The following is a 16,596-nucleotide window of genomic DNA, read 5'->3' as shown; positions in this document are numbered from 1 at the left end:
GAGCACCTAGCGGCACCTGCTAGGTATGCCTATCTAAAAACATTAGCCTAAAAAGCATCCTGCGCATTTCGGCTACAATAAAGCAAAATCAGGCTACAAGTATCCGTTCGCCTACGCTGAAATTTGCGGTATAAATAGCCATAACCATGAAAATTATCATAACCGGCTCGCTCGGTAACATCAGCAACCCATTAGCAACCCAGCTCATTGCCAACGGGCACGAGATAACCATTATAAGCAGCAAGCCCGATAGGCAGCAAGCTATTGAAAAACTGGGGGCCAAAGCAGCAATAGGCCGATTAGAAGATGCCGCTTTTCTGATAAGTACCTTTGCCAGGGCCGATGCGGTATATTGCATGATCCCATTTGATTTTACTGCGACCGACCAGAAGGCGTATTTTCAAAAAATAGCCAACAATTATGGGCAGGCGATAACCGAAACGGGTGTACAAAAAGTGGTGTTGTTAACGGGCTGGGCAGCCGGTCTCACTGGCTCCTTCGAAGCAACTCAGTTGGCAGACCAGTTAAACCATGTCGCCTTAACCGAACTGCGACCCACTGTGTTTTACAGCAACTTTTACTCCTATATTCCGATGATAAAACAGCAAGGGGCTATTGTAGGAAACTACGGCGGGAATGACAGAATTGCGGTTGTTGCCCCAGAAGACATTGCTGCTGCGGCAGCGGAAGAACTAACGGATTCATCTACGGCGAACAAAGTACGCTATGTGGCCAGCGAAGAACTTACCTGTAACGAAGTGGCCGGCATATTGGGCGAAGCAATTGGAAAGCCTGACCTACAATGGGCCATTATTCCGGATGAAGCATTGCGAACTGGCTTCCTACAAATGGGCATGCCTCTGCAATTAGCGGATGAACTGGTAAAAATGCAGGCAGCCATGCATAGTGGTGTGGTGTTCCAAAACTACCTTCGTCATCAGCCAGTGCTGGGTAAAACAAAACTGAGGGACTTTGCTAGGGACTTTGCCAAAGCGTATCATCAACAATAACAAACTAGTAGGGATATGAATCAGCCAGTCCGTCTAAAAAGCATCCAGGAATTTCACCAGCGGAGAGGCTTGCCCCAGCCGGCGCATCCGCTGATCAGTGTCGTCAATATCAAGGACATAACGATTGTGCCAGATCGCCTGAGCCTTAACGACTTCTACTGTATTTCCATTAAACGCATTCCAGACGCCCGATATCGCTATGGACAGCAGGTATATGATTTCACGGGAGGTATTTTGTTCTTCACAGCGCCAGGTCAGGTGATTGGGTTTGAACTGGCTACCCTACCTACTGATCCAACTGGCTGGTTGCTGCTCATTCACCCTGATTTTTTGTGGGGCTCACCGTTGGCAAAAACCATAAAGAAGTATGAATTTTTTGATTACGGTGCTGATGAAGCGTTATTTCTCTCAGCAAACGAGGAGAAGACTATCGACGGAATTATTGCTCAGATCAGCCACGAATATCACGCTACTATTGACCCTTACAGTCAGGGAATTATCCTGGCACAAATCGAGCTGTTGCTCAACTACGCAGAGCGTTTCTACAATCGCCAGTTCATTACCCGCAAAATCAGCAACCATCAGTTACTTGACCGGCTGGACACCTTGCTCAACGGCTATTTCAACAGTGAGGAGATCATGCTCAACGGGTTGCCTACGGTGCAGGTGGTATGCGAGCGGTTAAACATATCGGTAAGCTACCTGAGTCGTGTGCTGAAGCTATTAACCGGCCAAAGTACCCAACAGCATATTCACGAAAAGCTGATTGAGAAAGCAAAAGAAAAATTGTCAACCACCGACCTGTCGGTGAGCGAGATTGCCTTTGGCTTAGGGTTCGAGCATCCGCAGTCGTTCAGTAAGCTGTTTAAAGCAAAAACCAAGACCACCCCGCTCGCCTTCAGAACCTCCTTTACTTAAACGTGCAGTGGTGTAGTGGGTTCGTGCATTGCTGGGCTCCTTAACGCCTATTTCCGGAAACTGATACATGAAAGGTACTGTGTCTCAAGGAGGATGGCTTATAAGACAATGTTTTTTTTTAATATTTGTCACGACTTCTATAGCATACTGATTCGCCGTGCGTGATGCCCTCAGGAGATTGACACAGCTTGATAATGACACGTGGTCAGCGTTTGACAGCGCATTGACTGAAGAAAAACTTAATAAGGGGGATCTCCTGCTACACCCTGGCCAAGTATGCAGGCATATCTTCTTTCTACAAACGGGACTCTTACGGAGTTTTCATATCAAGGATGGCGATGAACGGAACGTGGCTTTTACGGCCGAAAACTCCTTTGTCACTGATTTAAAAAGTTTACGTGCCGGGCAACCAACCGAATTAACCATTCAGGCCCTCGAACCATCACTGGTATTAGCCATCGCTAAAACAGATTTGATCAGGCTTTATGGAGCATCTCATCAAATTGAAGCCTTTGGTCGTACGTTACTGGAAACGCTACTGGAAGAGCAGGAAGAATATGCCACCTGGTTTAAACTATATTCAGCCAGGGAGCGCTATGATATGTTTTCCCAAAAGCAGCCCTCGTTACTCCAACGACTTTCATTGAGTCATTTAGCTTCCTTCTTGGGCATTCGACGGGAGACATTAAGCCGGATCCGGCGGTTGAGATAGCACCGTTTTTTGACTTTTGTCACACAACTTACCTGTACGGCATTCCTACTTTTGTGTTAGCTAAATACTATAGGTAATGGACGTAAATCAGGTTAAACAGGTAACAACCCGCTTCATTGAAGACGTTTGGAATCAACAACGCTATGACAAGTTAGGTGAATATCTTCATCCTGATTATGTCGACCACTCTTTACCAGCCGCTTTATCTGCTGACGGCATTGGTCTAATGAAATGGATCCAGGCTACTAGCCAGTCGTTTTCCCATCAGACCCTTATCGAAGACCAGATTACGGAGGGGAATAAAACGATCCTTAAGGTTAAGCTGATAATGACCCATATTGGCGCCTGGCGTGGAATCGGTCCTACTGGGGCGCAAGTTACTACGAGCGGCTACCGGTTTTATCGCCTGCAAGACGGAAAAATCATTGAACACTGGGCTGAGATCAACGGTACGCTGTTGGAAAGTCAGCTCAAGCAGCAAGCCGCAGACGAATGCAAAGTGCCAGACTAAGGTGAAATGTGAACGTAGCTGTCACTATTTATATTCTCCGCAGCTGTACCACTTTCTTATCGACGTACGGAAAAGCCCTATCGGGCATGGGCCTTTCAAAATTGGGGTGCCTTTACGGTTGTCCATGCATCCGTTTAGGTAACGCCCATTTAAACAAGCAGGTGCCTGAAAGCCTGTCCGTTGCACCTTGGGGAGCACATTTTGAGAATCAGTAACCAGTTGATCATACTAAGAAGGTGCGCGTAAAGATGATGGTTCATCGTCATCTTTACGCGCACCTTCTTAGTGGTTTTTATCCATCCATAAGCGCAGGATGTTGCCGTCAGGATCGTTGAAGCTGACAATATAAGCCCCTTCCCCCAGATCCATGATCGGATGAATTAATGGAATGTTGTGAGTTTTTACAAAGCGCTCAATGTCATCCACCCTAAAGGATAAAACCGTGTTGAGGTTCGCTTGCGCATTTACCGCTTGTTTGAGCACCGCATAATGAATTCCGCTATAGTCGCATTCCCAATGCTCAGGCGTATTGCCATGCCGGTTCAACGCCAATGGTATGCCGAGCACATCGCGATAAAAGTTGGCCAACCGTTCTGGTTCAGGTGAGGACATGATCACCCCACTCAGCCCTTTAACTTGTACTGTGTTCATAGTTATATCATTTATGATGTTTCATTGGCAAATATATATCACAAATGATTATATATGGCATAGGTGATGTTTTATTTTTATTTTTACATCAAAAATGATCTATATGAATAAAGCCGTCGAGTTGCTCAATTTATGGGCGAGTTATGAAGAGGAAAACCCCAGGGCGGAGTTAGTTCAGTTCTGTCAGGCTTACCTGGTGAGTCAGCAGCCAAAAGCCGGTTCAGCTTCCTTTTGGCAATCCCCTGTTCCCCCAGACAAGGCTAGCTTGCTGATTAAATTAATTGGCCGGATTTCCAAGTTGCATACCCTTCACGCACTGGCTGCCTTTAAAGAATCCGGTCTTAACAGCTTCGACGAGTTTTTGTATCTGAGTTCCGTGGCTTATATGACCAATCCAAAGAAGACCGATGTCATCTCGGCTCACTTCAATGAGTTATCATCAGGCTTATTGATTCTTGACCGGCTCAAAAAATCGGGCTTGATCCTGGAGCAAGGCGATGCGCTTGATAAACGAACCAAACGGTTAACGATCACCAGCAAAGGGCAAAGTCAATTGGAAGCCTGTTACCAGAAACTAAACCAGGTAAACCAGTTGTGCTTTGGTGACCTGGCAGAAGATCAAGTTGAGCTTGGTATCCAACTGTTGCAACCGGTGGAAGCCACCTTGGCTGAGCATTGGTTAGCGGCTAAAATGAAATGATAGAATACCGGTTTACGCCTTCCTGGGTGCTTAGCTCTGAAAATAACCAGTGCTTTTATCAAGCAGGATAACTACGATCTGACCGAACACTTGTTCCAACCGATCTCTTTATCAACTGGGTTTTACGGTATCACTAAATGCCCATTTTAAGGGACGGACGACCAATTGCGTCCATGTTAGCTCCGCTCAATCTCAAATTGTTATCTCAAAAATCAAAGACTCATTTTCAGCCAGGCATTTGAGTTGGTAAGACGGTTTCTCTTCAAATGACGCATTATCTCCGTTTCTGCAAAAACTACCCCAAATCCATCCATCAAATAAGAATCCGTATGTCGGTAGTCTTCCTGAGGTTTAGGTGTCCAGACTACCTGGCGAGCCGCCAGTTTACCTGCCATTTCATGTCATCATTAGTGATGGATTCGTTCCGCCCAATCTGCTCGTAGATATTAATACTTGTTCAGAGTACAATAACGGTTGCAGATATTTTCTTCATAATTCATCAAAAAAGCCCCCGCCGTTACCAGCAGGGGCTTTCAAAAATCAGGTCAACCAGAAAAATCTGATAAATCCCGGTTTATTTCACTTCTTCGTACGGAACATCCGAGACATTATCACCGGTGGGTTGTCCCTGATTCGGGTTGGTGTTGCCACCGTCGAAGCCGGCCGCACCGTCGGCTGGGTTAGCTCCCGCACCGTTGGTAGCGTTGTATAGCTCCTGCGATGCCGCAGCCCAGGCTTGATTCAGCCCTTCAAGCGCGGTGTCGATCGCGGCTACGTCGCGCGTACCATGGGCGGTGCGCAGGTTCGCCAGCGCTCCTTCGATGGCCGTCTTGTTACCGTCCGACAGTTTGTCGCCGTACTCTTTCAGTTGTTTTTCGGTCTGGAAGATCATCGAGTCGGCCTGGTTGACTTTCTCGATTTTTTCCCGTTCGGCTTTGTCGGCAGCTTCGTTGGCTTTCGCTTCTTCGCGCATCCGGCTGATTTCCGTTTCAGTCAGACCGCTCGACGCTTCGATCCGGATCTTCTGCTCTTTGCCGGTGCCTTTATCCTTGGCCGTTACGTGCAGAATCCCGTTGGCATCAACGTCGAAGGTTACTTCGATCTGGGGTACACCCCGCGGTGCCGGTGGAATATCGGACAGTATGAACCGGCCTAACTGACGGTTCTGAGCCGCCATTGGGCGTTCCCCCTGCAGGACGTTGATCTCTACGCTCGGCTGGTTGTCCGATGCCGTCGAGTACACTTCCACTTTCTTGCTCGGAATCGTGGTGTTGGCCTCTACCATTTTGGTAAACACCCCACCCATGGTTTCGATACCCAGCGAGAGCGGAATCACGTCGAGCAGCAGTACGTCTTTGACTTCACCCGTCAGGACACCCCCCTGAATTGCAGCGCCGATGGCGACGGCTTCGTCGGGGTTAACGGCTTTCGAGGGTTTTTTACCGAAGAGTTTCTCGACTTCGTCCTGCACTTTCGGAATCCGGGTCGATCCACCCACCAGAATCACTTCGTCGATCTGGCTTGCCGACAGACCCGCGTTTTTCAGGGCACGGCGGCAGGGTTCGAGGCTCCGCTGAATCAGCGAATCGGCCAGTTGTTCAAATTTCGAGCGGCTCAGCGATCGTACCAGGTGTTTCGGAATTCCGTTCACCGGCATGATATACGGCAGGTTGATTTCCGTCGAGGTCGAGCTGGACAACTCTACTTTAGCTTTTTCGGCAGCTTCTTTCAGGCGTTGCAGAGCCATAGGGTCCTGCCGCAGATCGATGCCTTCATCTTTCTTGAACTCGTCGGCCAGCCAGTTGATGATCACCTGGTCGAAGTCGTCCCCACCGAGGTGCGTATCGCCGTCGGTCGATTTTACTTCGAAGACGCCATCGCCCAGCTCCAGGATCGAAATATCGAACGTACCACCACCCAGGTCGAATACGGCAATTTTCTGGTCGTGGTTGGTTTTATCCAACCCATACGCCAGGGCGGCTGCGGTTGGCTCGTTGATGATCCGTTTCACATCGAGGCCGGCAATTTGTCCGGCTTCTTTGGTAGCCTGACGTTCGGCGTCGTTGAAATAAGCTGGCACCGTAATTACGGCCTCGGTTACGGTCTGACCCAGGTAATCTTCAGCCGTCTGCTTCATTTTTTGCAGAATCAGGGCGGAAAGCTCCTGTGGCGTATATTGACGGTCACCGATCTTCACGCGGGGCGTACCGTTCGGGCCGTTTTCAACGTCGTAAGCGACGTTTTTAATTTCGTTCGTTACCTCGCTGTACCGTTTCCCCATGAACCGTTTAATCGAGGAAATCGTATTTTTCGGGTTGGTGATGGCCTGACGTTTAGCGGGTGCACCCACTTTGCGTTCGCCGTTGCCGTTGTCCATAAATGCGACCACCGACGGCGTCGTCCGGGCTCCTTCGGAGTTGGGGATTACGACCGGCTCGTTGCCTTCCATCACGGCCACGCACGAGTTCGTGGTGCCTAAGTCAATACCAATAATTTTTCCCATAACTGGTTTAGTTTCTTGTGTTGGCTGTGTAATAACTGACAGACAGTACCTATCTATCAATAGAAATGCCAGCCGGGAAAAATGTTCGAATTGCTGTCAGATTGGCAGAATAATAAATTCAGGGAGTCACAATGTCGCCTTTTAGCCCATTAAGTTGCAAAAAGGTGGCAGATCGCAGGCTCAACCATTAGGGGGTGCTTTCTTTTATCCCCTGAATGATAAGCGTGCCGAAGGGAATAGCCAGCTGTCCGCTGCCATACTCCCCGCGCAGTCGGGCGAATAGTTCGGCTTTGATCCGATCGATGGTTGCCGGATCGGCTTGTTTGAGGGCAAAAACGACCGGGGCGGCAACCTCGGTCATATTCGCCCAATAAGCGTCCAGACTCGCGTGGATGACCTGACCCGATAAAGGCCACTCCTGCACCTTCGTTAAACCGGCATCGGTTAAAAAACCAGAGACCAGCCCTGGTTTCGCGCAACGGAACATGCCCGGCGCGTCGGAAGGTGGCGGAGGTCCGGGCAGGGTCTGGTTGATAATTCCCATCAGGGTACTCACCCACGGATTGTCGGCCGGCCCCGACCAGACCGAGGTAGCCAGCCGCCCACCCGGTTTAAGCACGCGTACCATTTCCTGAGCCGCCAGGGCCATACTGGGAAAAAACATAAACCCCATGCGGCAGCTCACGGCATCGAAACTGGCATCGGCAAACGGCAGGCGGCACACATCGGCCTGTTGCGTCCGGTAATTGGTCAGCCCCCGCTGTCGGGCTTTTTCCTCAGCCGTCGCCAGCATCCCTTCCGATAAGTCGGTTCCGATTACCCGGCCGGCCGTTACTTTTGCGGCAATGGTCAGGCCCGGCTCGCCGGTTCCCGTAGCCACGTCCAGCACGGCATCCGTTGGGCTCAACGTGAGCGCGTCGATAATAGCATCGCCCATGGGCTGCAGAAACTGCATGGTCAACTCATCCCACTTTTTCCAGCCAGCAGCAAACTGGTTCCAGACCGTCTGCTGCTGGTCGCGAATGACATGCTGGGGCGTTTCCATAAGAACGGTGTTTGGTTCACCGAAAAATAATCCGTTGACCATGAATCCATTCGCTACAATTTAGGAAACGGTTCATTTGACTGGCTAAGCGGTCGGCCGATGCACCAGGGGTCGGTCATCAGGGACCATCAGGGCAACGTCCCGGTGTAGTGATCCCGGTCTGCGGGATCACTACACCGGGACGTTGCCCTGAACAGGGTGCTATTTGTCCGGCAAATTACTTGCCACCGAACAGGCCACCCAGCATTCCGCCGAGTCCACCGCTCCCACTCCCACCCTGGTTGCCCACGACCCGCATCAGGTCGTTCATATCGAGTTTACCATCGGCCATGGCCGACGAAGCGGCTCCCATCCAGTCGACGCCCTGGTTGCCGGTAGCCGCTCCCAGAATGCTGTTACCATCGACGCTATTATCGTTCGGGTCAGCCGCCTTGTTCATCAGCTTACCCAGCACCATCGGTACCACCGCCCCGGCAATCGACATAGCCACCTGGGGCGAAATACCCAGTTTCTGCATCAGGTTCTGTTCAACGTGCTGCTGAACTCCCTGCGTCACGGGGTTTTGCTGCACATTGCCGCCCCCATTAGCGACCATCCCGAGCAGATTCCCTAGCCCACCGCCCTGAGCCTGCTGCCCCAGACCGCCCATGATACTGCTGGCAATGGTCTGCATGACACTATCGTTCTGGCTATTCGGAATAGCCGGATTATTGATAACAGCCTGACCCGCGTGCTGTTGCACCAGGTTCATCAGTGTTTCTAACATGTCTGTAGTGGTTTTGAGTTTAGCCAATAAGTTTCTTATTCGCGTTGAAAAAGCTAAGTTTCCAATTGATATGTCAACCACCAATCCTCCTAATTGGTTAATCGGTGGTGAACTTATTCTTCTTTATGACGAACGACGAGCCCAAAAGTACCCTTCCCGTTTCAGAAAACGGAACATTCAGCGATCAGGTGGTTCCTTTAGTGACGAATCTGCTTTACCCTAGTGAGTCGGACGAACCCGTGGAGCCAGTAAGTTGCCCACTCAGCCAGACAGAACCGCTGACGGTCAGCCAGATAAAGGAATGGCTGATGCAGCCGCCGTCGGTATATGTCGAAGAACGGTCCGAAGCAGACTTCTGGGATCCCGTGATTACGAATCAGGACTGGTACAGCGACGAAGAAAAAAAACGCACCGACACCTTTCAGCGGCTCAAACAAACCCTGGAAAGCCAGCTATCGGGTCGGCAGGTGTTTTGGGTCGGCGAAACCGAAATCGACGTGTATTTGATTGGCCTACTGGCCACCGGTGAGCGGGCGGGTATCAAAACCAGGGTTGTTCAAACCTAGCCGCCCGTAGCCAACTGAGTTTTTGAACTCGTCGGCTACGGGCGTAAAAGCGGATCGGCTGTCGACCGACCCAACGAACCAGCGCAATACCTTACGGCGTCGGCGGCACTGGAGCAGGCACCGAATTAGCTATGGGTTTGAGTGATTTCAGGTACGCGAAAACGGCCTTCATGTCTTCGTTCGTCAGGTTCGTGTAGTTGGGCCAGGGCATCGGTGGCAGCAGCGGTCGGCCGGTGGCGGCTCCTTTGAACTTACCTTGCCGCATGGCACGGCTGAATTGCTCCAGCGACCAGTTGCCGATGCCCGTTGCGTCGGGGGTCAGGTTGGCGGCAAACGACACGCCCCAGGGCCCCACGAAGGCGGTATTCTGCCCGTTGAACAGCACCCACTGCCCTGTTTTGACCAGGTTTTTATCGTAGGTTCCCAGCGGCTGCGCGCCGTCGTAGCCCGACAGAAACCGGTCCCTGTCGGGCGCGGGACCCTGGGGTGTCATTTTCTTGGGTGCGTGGCAATCGGCGCAACCCGCAATGGCAACCAGGTATTCGCCCCGTTTGATCAGTTGACCAGGCGCGGGCTGCCTGACCGCCGGGCGACGGCTGGCTGGCGCCGGAGTGTGGTTTGTAAAGGCACAAGTAAGCCCAGTGACGGCCGCAACCGCCAGATAAATCCACTGTTTCATGGTTATAGATTTGTTAGTGTAGTAAGAAAGAAATGTCTGAAGTGTCGCGGATGCGCCCCGGTGCCCCACGAATCGATGCGAGAGCCGCGGTAAATGAGTAAGATTCAGACACCCCTACCCATACGGTCAGTCAGCCGGTTTTACACCCGCCTGCCGGCCGGTTACCGACCGGGCGGAGCGGAAATACTGGCCCGGATCGTGATAGACTATCGTGGGCACCTCATTGGCAAACTCCCGGAAATCCCGGATAAAATGGGCCTGGTCTGCATAACCCAGGTTGTAGGAAATATCCAGCCAGTTGGGGGCCGTTGAGGTTTGCTGGAACGACTCGTAGGCATTCCGGAAGCGAATGATCCGCTGGTATACCTTGGGCGTGGTGCCGTAGGTATCCTTGAAACTGCGCTCCAGTTGCCGCTTGCTGATGGCCAGATGCCTGCTCAACGCTTCGATCGACAGGTTTCCTTTTGCCTGACGGATGAGCCGGGCCGCATCGATGACGTAATTCGGCTCGGCGCTCAGGTTTCGGAACTGGGTTAACAGGAACGACTCGACCACCCGGATCACCTCCTGCACCGCCTGTACCCCGTAGACATCCTCCACCAGGCGGTTGATCGGCCGACCAAAGAAATTTTCGAGGGACGTAAACTGATTGAACAGCGACGCGACCGGTACGTTGAACAACTGCAGCAAACTCTCCGGCTTCAGGCGGATACCGAATTTTCGCCCCGTTCCAACCGGTTTCCAGTGCACTGTATCCCGGTAGAGTCCCACAAAAAAGCCCTGTGGCAGTTTTTCCCAGCGGTTATCCAGCAATACGTGCGCGCGGTTATCGTCCAGATGCAGAATAAGCTCCAGCGCTCCGAAAGGCATGCACCGCTGAATCGGCGACGCTTCGTTGGTGACTGTTTCGAACTGATGCAGCCAGTAGCACTCTACGAACGGTTGCAGCGCCAGTGATGGCTTGAACTCCTGATAACTTGTTTTCATCTGGCAGTAAGCGGACGAATGGTTCAGACAAAGATAGACCGCTCCCCGAAGCCGATATTGAAAAAAAGCGACATCTTCGTATGCGGTTACGCGCGCCCCCTGCGGCTGGTCTGCCCCTGCGGCCAGCTGCCGAAACCGGTGTGGTGTTTGCGTGGTTTTCTGGCTGAAGGCGAACCCCATCCGGCTTATTTCACGGCGGTAGCTTCGAGTTCAATGGTCAGTTCCGGGAAAGCCAGCGCGTTCACTTCCAGCAGGGTACTGGCCGGTGCGCAGCCAGCGGCCTGCAGCCGGGCGATGACCTGCCCGTACGCCCCAAAAAACTGCCCCACGGAGGTGGTGTAAAAATTGAGCCGGACCACATTGGCCAGCGTATACCCCGCCTGCTCCAATACCGCTTCCAGGTTAGCGAAGCATAAGTCGATCTGCCCGCCCATGTCGGCCGCAACGGGTCGGCCTTCGGCATCCATAGCCGCTTGCCCGGCACAGTAAAGGGTATGGGTAGCTGGCGTTACTTCGATGGCCTGCGAGTAGCCTAGCTGCTGTTGCCAGGTCCAGGGATTGATCGTTGTCGTTTTCATTGTAAATGGTGTTTTTTGATTTGTTTAGGCAAAGGTAGCGAGGGTTCCGGCCTCTGATAGAAGAAATGCGACATAGCGGATACCAGCCTTGTGCTGGTCGCAGCGGCTATAAACGCAAAAACCCCGGCTCATCACCGGGGTTTTCACTGTATTCAGTTCTGTTTACTTCACTTGTTCCACAACGGCGGCAAAAGCCTCCGGGTGGTTCATGGCCAGATCGGCCAGTACTTTACGGTTCAGCTCGATACCCGATTTATTCAGAGCACCCATCAGGGCCGAATACGACAGCCCATTGATGCGGGCCCCTGCATTGATCCGCTGAATCCAGAGTGACCGGAAATCGCGTTTTTTGGCCTTCCGATCGCGGTATGCGTAGCCTAACCCTTTCTCGACGGCGTTTTTCGCAACCGTCCAGACATTCTTACGCCGACCAAAATACCCTTTGGCCAGCTTCATTACTTTCTTACGACGTGCCCGTGAGGCAACGTGGTTAACGGAACGTGGCATTGTGTGTTAATTGTTTTTTGACGACAGGCGGACGAGAAGTGTAGAGTGATCAGTGAATAGTGATGAATAGATTAAAAATCCAGTTACTATTCACTCTTCATTCTTAACTCTTCATTCACTTTTGGCCCGGCATCGGGTGAAACGTGAACCAGGATGCGACCGCATCCTTTCGTTGTTCTTAGATGTTCAGCATCGCTTTGATACGACGCTCATCCGAACCATTGACCAGCGAGTCGTGCACTAAATTGCGCTTCTGCTTGGTTGTTTTCTTCGTCAGAATATGACTGTGGAAGGCATGCTTCCGCTTGATTTTCCCGGTTCCCGTCAGCTTGAAACGCTTCTTGGCGGCCGAATTGGTTTTAACTTTTGGCATTATCGTAAACCGCTTTCGTGGAAATTTAAGTAAACAGGCCGCAAAGATACGAAAAACTCGAATAATCGCTACGCATAATATCCGAGTTTTTCGTCTAACGGTTCGTCATACATGAGTTTAAGTACCCTTGATGGCATTACTTCCGTTCCTGACAGCCAGTATAGGTATACGTCGTAGTGTTCGTGGAGGAGAAAGGGGTAGCGATAATATTTATTGGCTTGAAGTTTGGGCCGTAACTTACTAAATACGTTTCCCCGGAACTAACCGAGTATTTTTTACTTGGAAATCCATTACCAGTCTTTTCGTAATTGGTTATTGATTCATAAGTTTTTTTGGTTAGCGGCACGATTCTAGCGCTACCGTATATTTCTACTTTTGTATCTAACCCTAATTCAACCAACGCATTTGGTGACAGGTATTCTTTACTGATACCCGGATAATAGCGTAAAACCCGAGGCCATCCTTTTGGTAATACGTAGGCTTCGTACACAGATTTACCATCTGTATATTCGGAGGTGTAGTATCTGTTTAAGGTATCAGCAGCTTTCGTTTCCGAACGAACTACACGCCCCTGAGCATCAAAAAGTCGGGTTGTCGTTTGCCCATCGGGTTCGCGGATCATTATCAGCCGCCCATTTTCAAAGGTATATCCCGTTTTTCCATCCACCGGATTTCCATTTACGTCTATCAACGCAAACGTTTGTGATATCAACTGATCGCCTGTAAACGTATACGTGTTATTAACGGAACCATCCAGATCGACATAACGACTCAGGTTACCTGATCCATCATATTCAAGTACCCGGCTTCCGACTATACTACCCGTAGGGCCTTTAATGAACCATTTCGTCAAACGATTATCTATGTACTCGAAGGTATTCGTACGCTGTACAGCACCGGTTATATCAGTAACTGTATTGCTCACCATGAACTGATTGGCATCGTACGTATAGGCTATTTGTCCATTTCTTAAGGACCGATACGTCTTAAGCTGGCCATCGGCTGTGTATTCCCAGTTTTCCTGGTCAGCGTCACTGACTATACTGGCAATTCGACAGGTTTGAGTCGTTTGGGATGGTTCGGTATGATCTGTACAGGCCACCATCGATAGACCCATTATTGCACCTAAAATTGTTATCCGAAGGGTGTTGCAGACAGTAATGAACTGAAAATTTGACATAAATAAAGCTGAACAATAAGTAAGTTTAATTTTGAGCAATACTATTAAATTTATATGTAAGTCCTTCATCCGTAAAGAATACTATCTTGTTCACAGAAAGGTCCGAAAATATTCTTTCAAAGCCCGAAAGTAACCATAAAAAACTCGGGTTGCCCCACCGTAGCAGAACAACCCGAGATTAGACGATAATAAAGTAGATAACTTATTTTTTGACCGGAGCGGCTTTCGGTGTCAGAAACATACTCATCCGCTTGCCTTCGAGCTTAGGCTCAGCTTCAATTTTGCCGTATTCTTCCAGCCCTTTGGAAAAGCGCTCCAGCAGCTGGAAACCGCGATCTTTGAAAACAATAGCCCGACCCACAAACTGGACGTACGCTTTTACCTTCGCTCCTTCTTTGAGAAAGTTGATGGCGTGCTTCAGCTTGAACTCGAAATCGTGATCGTCGGTGTTCGGACCGAACCGAATTTCCTTAATGACGACTTTCGTAGCGTTGGCCTTGATCTCTTTCTGTTTTTTCTTTTGTTCGTACTTGAACTTGGAGTAGTCCACAATGCGACAGACCGGCGGCACTGCATTGGGCGAGACCTCCACGAGATCGAGCGCCTGGGCTCGGGCCATGGCCTGTGCTTTATTGATGTCGTAGATTCCCTGTTCTACATTTTCACCGACCACCCGCACTTCACGGGCCAGGATGCGCTCATTGACTTTATAGGGTTCTTCAACCACGCGACGGGGTGGTCTGCGTTGGGGTAATGCCATAGATAATGTTTAGTGTAACGATTTTTAAAAACAGACTTTTTAAAGTCGCTTGGATAACATAACGAGTGTTAAAAAGTTCGGTAAAGTATTGAAAATACTGATTATAGTCAAGTTTCGTCAGTCGATAGTCGCCCGTATGATCACTGGCAACTATCGACTAACGACTCCTCACTCAAACCTTGATCTCGGTCTGAAAGGTTTTGATGAATTCCTCTACGCTTAGACTACCTAAGTCGCCCTGGCCTTTCCGCCGAACGGATACCTTGCCATCCGCGGCTTCTTTTTCCCCAACGATGAGCATATAAGGTACTTTTGCCACTTCGGCGTCACGAATTTTCCGGCCGATTTTCTCATCGCGCAGGTCAACGAATCCGCGGATATCATGCTCCTGCAGGGTAAAAAACAGATCGTTGGCGTAAGCTTCGTACTTCTCCGAAATGGGCAGAATGGCGATCTGGTCGGGCGAGAGCCAGAGCGGAAAATTGCCCGCCGAGTTCTCGATCAGAATCGCAATGAACCGCTCCAGCGACCCAAACGGCGCCCGGTGAATCATCACGGGCCGGTGTTTCTGGTTATCGGCTCCGATGTATTCCAGCTCGAACCGGTTGGGCAGGTTGTAATCGACCTGGATGGTTCCCAGCTGCCATTTCCGGCCCAGCGCGTCGCGCACCATGAAATCGAGTTTGGGTCCGTAAAAAGCCGCTTCACCCAGTTCGGTTACGGTCGTCAGTCCTTTTGCAGCCGCCGATTCGATAATAGCCGACTCGGCTTTCTCCCAGAGCTCATCAGACCCGATATACTTGGTCTTATTCTCGGGGTCACGCAGGGATATCTGTGCACTATAATCGTTGAAGCCCAGCGACTTGAAGACGTACATCACCAGATCGATCACCTTCATGAACTCGTCTTTCACCTGGTCGGGGCGGCAGAAGATGTGGGCATCGTCCTGCGTAAACCCACGCACGCGCGTCAGCCCGTGCAGCTCACCCGACTGCTCGTAGCGATACACGGTGCCGAACTCGGCCAGCCGCAATGGCAGATCCCGGTACGAGCGGGGCCGGGTTTTGTAAATCTCGCAGTGGTGCGGGCAGTTCATGGGTTTAAGCAGGAACTCCTCGTTTGGGTCGGGGGTCCGGATCGGCTGGAACGAATCCTCGCCGTATTTCTCCCAGTGCCCCGACGTTACGTACAGTTGCTTGCTGCCGATATGCGGAGTCACCACGGGCGAATACCCGGCCCGAACCTGCGCCCGACGCAAAAAATTCTCCAGCCGCTCGCGCAGCATGGTTCCTTTCGGTAGCCAGAGGGGTAGCCCCGCCCCTACTTTCTCAGAAAACGCGAACAGTTCCAGCTCTTTACCCAGCTTGCGGTGATCCCGTTTTTTGGCTTCTTCGAGCATGAACAGGTATTCGTCCAGCTCTTTCTGCTTGGGATAGGTTACTCCGTAAATCCGGGTCAATTGTTTATTCTTTTCATTCCCGCGCCAGTACGCACCGGCCACGTTCATCAGCTTGGCGGCTTTGATAAAACCCGTGTTCGGAATGTGCGGGCCGCGGCAGAGGTCGGTAAAAGCACCCTGTGTGTAGAACGTAATCGTACCATCGTCCAGGCCTTCGAGCAGATCGAGTTTATAGGGGTCCCCTTTTTCCTCAAAATACGCGATGGCGTCGGCTTTGCTCATGGGTGTGCGGATATACGCCTGCTTCTGGCGAGCCAGCTCCAGCATTTTATCTTCCACCTTCTTAAAATCTTCCTGCGAGAAGGGCTGCCCACCCAGGTCCACATCGTAATAAAAGCCCGTTTCGACGGCCGGTCCGATGCCGAACTTCACACCCGGATACAGGGCTTCGAGGGCTTCGGCCAACAGGTGAGCCGACGAGTGCCAGAAGGTGGCTTTGCCTTCGGGATCGTTCCAGGTTAGCAACTGCACATTGGCATCCTCATCGATGGGACGCGTGGCATCCTGCACGGTACCATTGACTTTGGCGGCCAGCACATTCCGGGCCAGGCCTTCACTGATTTGAGCGGCAATATCGAGGCCGGTACTGCCTTTGGGATACGGCCGAACGCTGCCGTCGGGCAACGTCACGCGGATTTGTTCGTCCTGCGCAATCATGGGTTATTTGGTTATATGGGTACCCGCAGCTTAC

Annotated in this window: 18 protein-coding genes; 6 read left to right on the top strand and 12 right to left on the bottom strand. The window is 51.1% G+C overall.

The window, feature by feature from the left end; translation table 11 throughout:
* Positions 1–146 precede the first annotated feature (146 nt).
* From ACYVC2_RS13205 to ACYVC2_RS13190, 4 genes are all read left to right on the top strand, one after another.
* Positions 147–1,010, top strand: coding sequence for an NAD(P)H-binding protein (locus ACYVC2_RS13205; RefSeq protein ID WP_461102897.1), 864 nt, complete (start codon positions 147–149; stop codon positions 1,008–1,010).
* Between the two features lie 15 nt (positions 1,011–1,025).
* Positions 1,026–1,928, top strand: a complete 903-nt coding sequence (locus tag ACYVC2_RS13200; protein ID WP_461102896.1) for a helix-turn-helix domain-containing protein — start codon at positions 1,026–1,028, stop codon at positions 1,926–1,928.
* 157 nt (positions 1,929–2,085) lie between these two features.
* Positions 2,086–2,640, top strand: a complete 555-nt coding sequence (locus ACYVC2_RS13195; RefSeq protein ID WP_461102895.1) for a Crp/Fnr family transcriptional regulator — start codon at positions 2,086–2,088, stop codon at positions 2,638–2,640.
* Positions 2,641–2,716: 76 nt separating this feature from the next.
* Entirely contained in the window at positions 2,717–3,151 is a 435-nt protein-coding gene (locus ACYVC2_RS13190) for an ester cyclase (protein WP_461102894.1), read from the top strand.
* 282 nt (positions 3,152–3,433) lie between these two features.
* On the opposite strand, the gene ACYVC2_RS13185 is transcribed toward ACYVC2_RS13190, so the two are convergent.
* The gene (locus ACYVC2_RS13185) at positions 3,434–3,802 is read right to left on the bottom strand and encodes a VOC family protein (protein ID WP_461102893.1); all 369 of its coding nucleotides are present in this window, start codon (positions 3,800–3,802) and stop codon (positions 3,434–3,436) included.
* 103 nt (positions 3,803–3,905) lie between these two features.
* On the opposite strand from ACYVC2_RS13185, the gene ACYVC2_RS13180 reads away from it, so the two are divergent.
* Positions 3,906–4,502: a MarR family winged helix-turn-helix transcriptional regulator gene (locus ACYVC2_RS13180; RefSeq protein WP_461102892.1), complete on the top strand. Its 597-nt coding sequence runs from the start codon at positions 3,906–3,908 to the stop codon at positions 4,500–4,502.
* Positions 4,503–5,076: 574 nt separating this feature from the next.
* Here ACYVC2_RS13180 and dnaK read toward each other — a convergent pair.
* From dnaK to ACYVC2_RS13165, 3 genes are all read right to left on the bottom strand, one after another.
* On the bottom strand, positions 5,077–7,005 hold the full coding sequence (gene dnaK, locus ACYVC2_RS13175) for a molecular chaperone DnaK (RefSeq protein ID WP_461102891.1): 1,929 nt from the start codon (positions 7,003–7,005) through the stop codon (positions 5,077–5,079).
* 187 nt (positions 7,006–7,192) lie between these two features.
* On the bottom strand, positions 7,193–8,050 hold the full coding sequence (locus tag ACYVC2_RS13170; RefSeq protein WP_461102890.1) for a class I SAM-dependent methyltransferase: 858 nt from the start codon (positions 8,048–8,050) through the stop codon (positions 7,193–7,195).
* A 217-nt stretch (positions 8,051–8,267) separates the two neighbouring features.
* Positions 8,268–8,816 carry a hypothetical protein gene (locus ACYVC2_RS13165; RefSeq protein WP_461102889.1) on the bottom strand — a complete coding sequence of 183 codons (549 nt, stop codon included), beginning with the start codon at positions 8,814–8,816 and terminating at the stop codon, positions 8,268–8,270.
* A 125-nt stretch (positions 8,817–8,941) separates the two neighbouring features.
* On the opposite strand from ACYVC2_RS13165, the gene ACYVC2_RS13160 reads away from it, so the two are divergent.
* A complete protein-coding gene (locus ACYVC2_RS13160; RefSeq protein WP_461102888.1) occupies positions 8,942–9,382 on the top strand; it encodes a nuclease A inhibitor family protein in 441 nt (146 codons plus the stop codon).
* A 91-nt stretch (positions 9,383–9,473) separates the two neighbouring features.
* Here the strand turns inward: ACYVC2_RS13160 and ACYVC2_RS13155 are convergent, their stop codons facing one another.
* From ACYVC2_RS13155 to thrS, 8 genes are all read right to left on the bottom strand, one after another.
* On the bottom strand, positions 9,474–10,061 hold the full coding sequence (locus ACYVC2_RS13155; protein WP_461102887.1) for a c-type cytochrome: 588 nt from the start codon (positions 10,059–10,061) through the stop codon (positions 9,474–9,476).
* Between the two features lie 126 nt (positions 10,062–10,187).
* The gene (locus ACYVC2_RS13150; protein ID WP_461102886.1) at positions 10,188–11,228 is read right to left on the bottom strand and encodes a helix-turn-helix domain-containing protein; all 1,041 of its coding nucleotides are present in this window, start codon (positions 11,226–11,228) and stop codon (positions 10,188–10,190) included.
* Between the two features lie 5 nt (positions 11,229–11,233).
* Positions 11,234–11,626 carry a RidA family protein gene (locus ACYVC2_RS13145; RefSeq protein WP_461102885.1) on the bottom strand — a complete coding sequence of 131 codons (393 nt, stop codon included), beginning with the start codon at positions 11,624–11,626 and terminating at the stop codon, positions 11,234–11,236.
* Positions 11,627–11,788: 162 nt separating this feature from the next.
* Positions 11,789–12,133, bottom strand: coding sequence for a 50S ribosomal protein L20 (gene rplT / locus ACYVC2_RS13140; protein ID WP_461102884.1), 345 nt, complete (start codon positions 12,131–12,133; stop codon positions 11,789–11,791).
* 178 nt (positions 12,134–12,311) lie between these two features.
* Positions 12,312–12,506 carry a 50S ribosomal protein L35 gene (gene rpmI, locus ACYVC2_RS13135; RefSeq protein ID WP_461102883.1) on the bottom strand — a complete coding sequence of 65 codons (195 nt, stop codon included), beginning with the start codon at positions 12,504–12,506 and terminating at the stop codon, positions 12,312–12,314.
* Positions 12,507–12,642: 136 nt separating this feature from the next.
* A complete protein-coding gene (locus tag ACYVC2_RS13130; protein ID WP_461102882.1) occupies positions 12,643–13,686 on the bottom strand; it encodes a hypothetical protein in 1,044 nt (347 codons plus the stop codon).
* Positions 13,687–13,888: 202 nt separating this feature from the next.
* The gene (infC, locus tag ACYVC2_RS13125; protein ID WP_461102881.1) at positions 13,889–14,446 is read right to left on the bottom strand and encodes a translation initiation factor IF-3; all 558 of its coding nucleotides are present in this window, start codon (positions 14,444–14,446) and stop codon (positions 13,889–13,891) included.
* A gap of 172 nt (positions 14,447–14,618) precedes the next feature.
* Positions 14,619–16,562 (bottom strand): threonine--tRNA ligase, encoded by a 1,944-nt coding sequence (gene thrS / locus ACYVC2_RS13120; protein WP_461102880.1) that lies wholly within the window; start codon positions 16,560–16,562, stop codon positions 14,619–14,621.
* Positions 16,563–16,596: the final 34 nt, after the last annotated feature.

It is taken from the genome of Spirosoma koreense (assembly GCF_054777875.1).
Note: the sequence above shows the minus strand (reverse complement) of the source record. Positions and strands in the feature narration are given on the sequence as shown.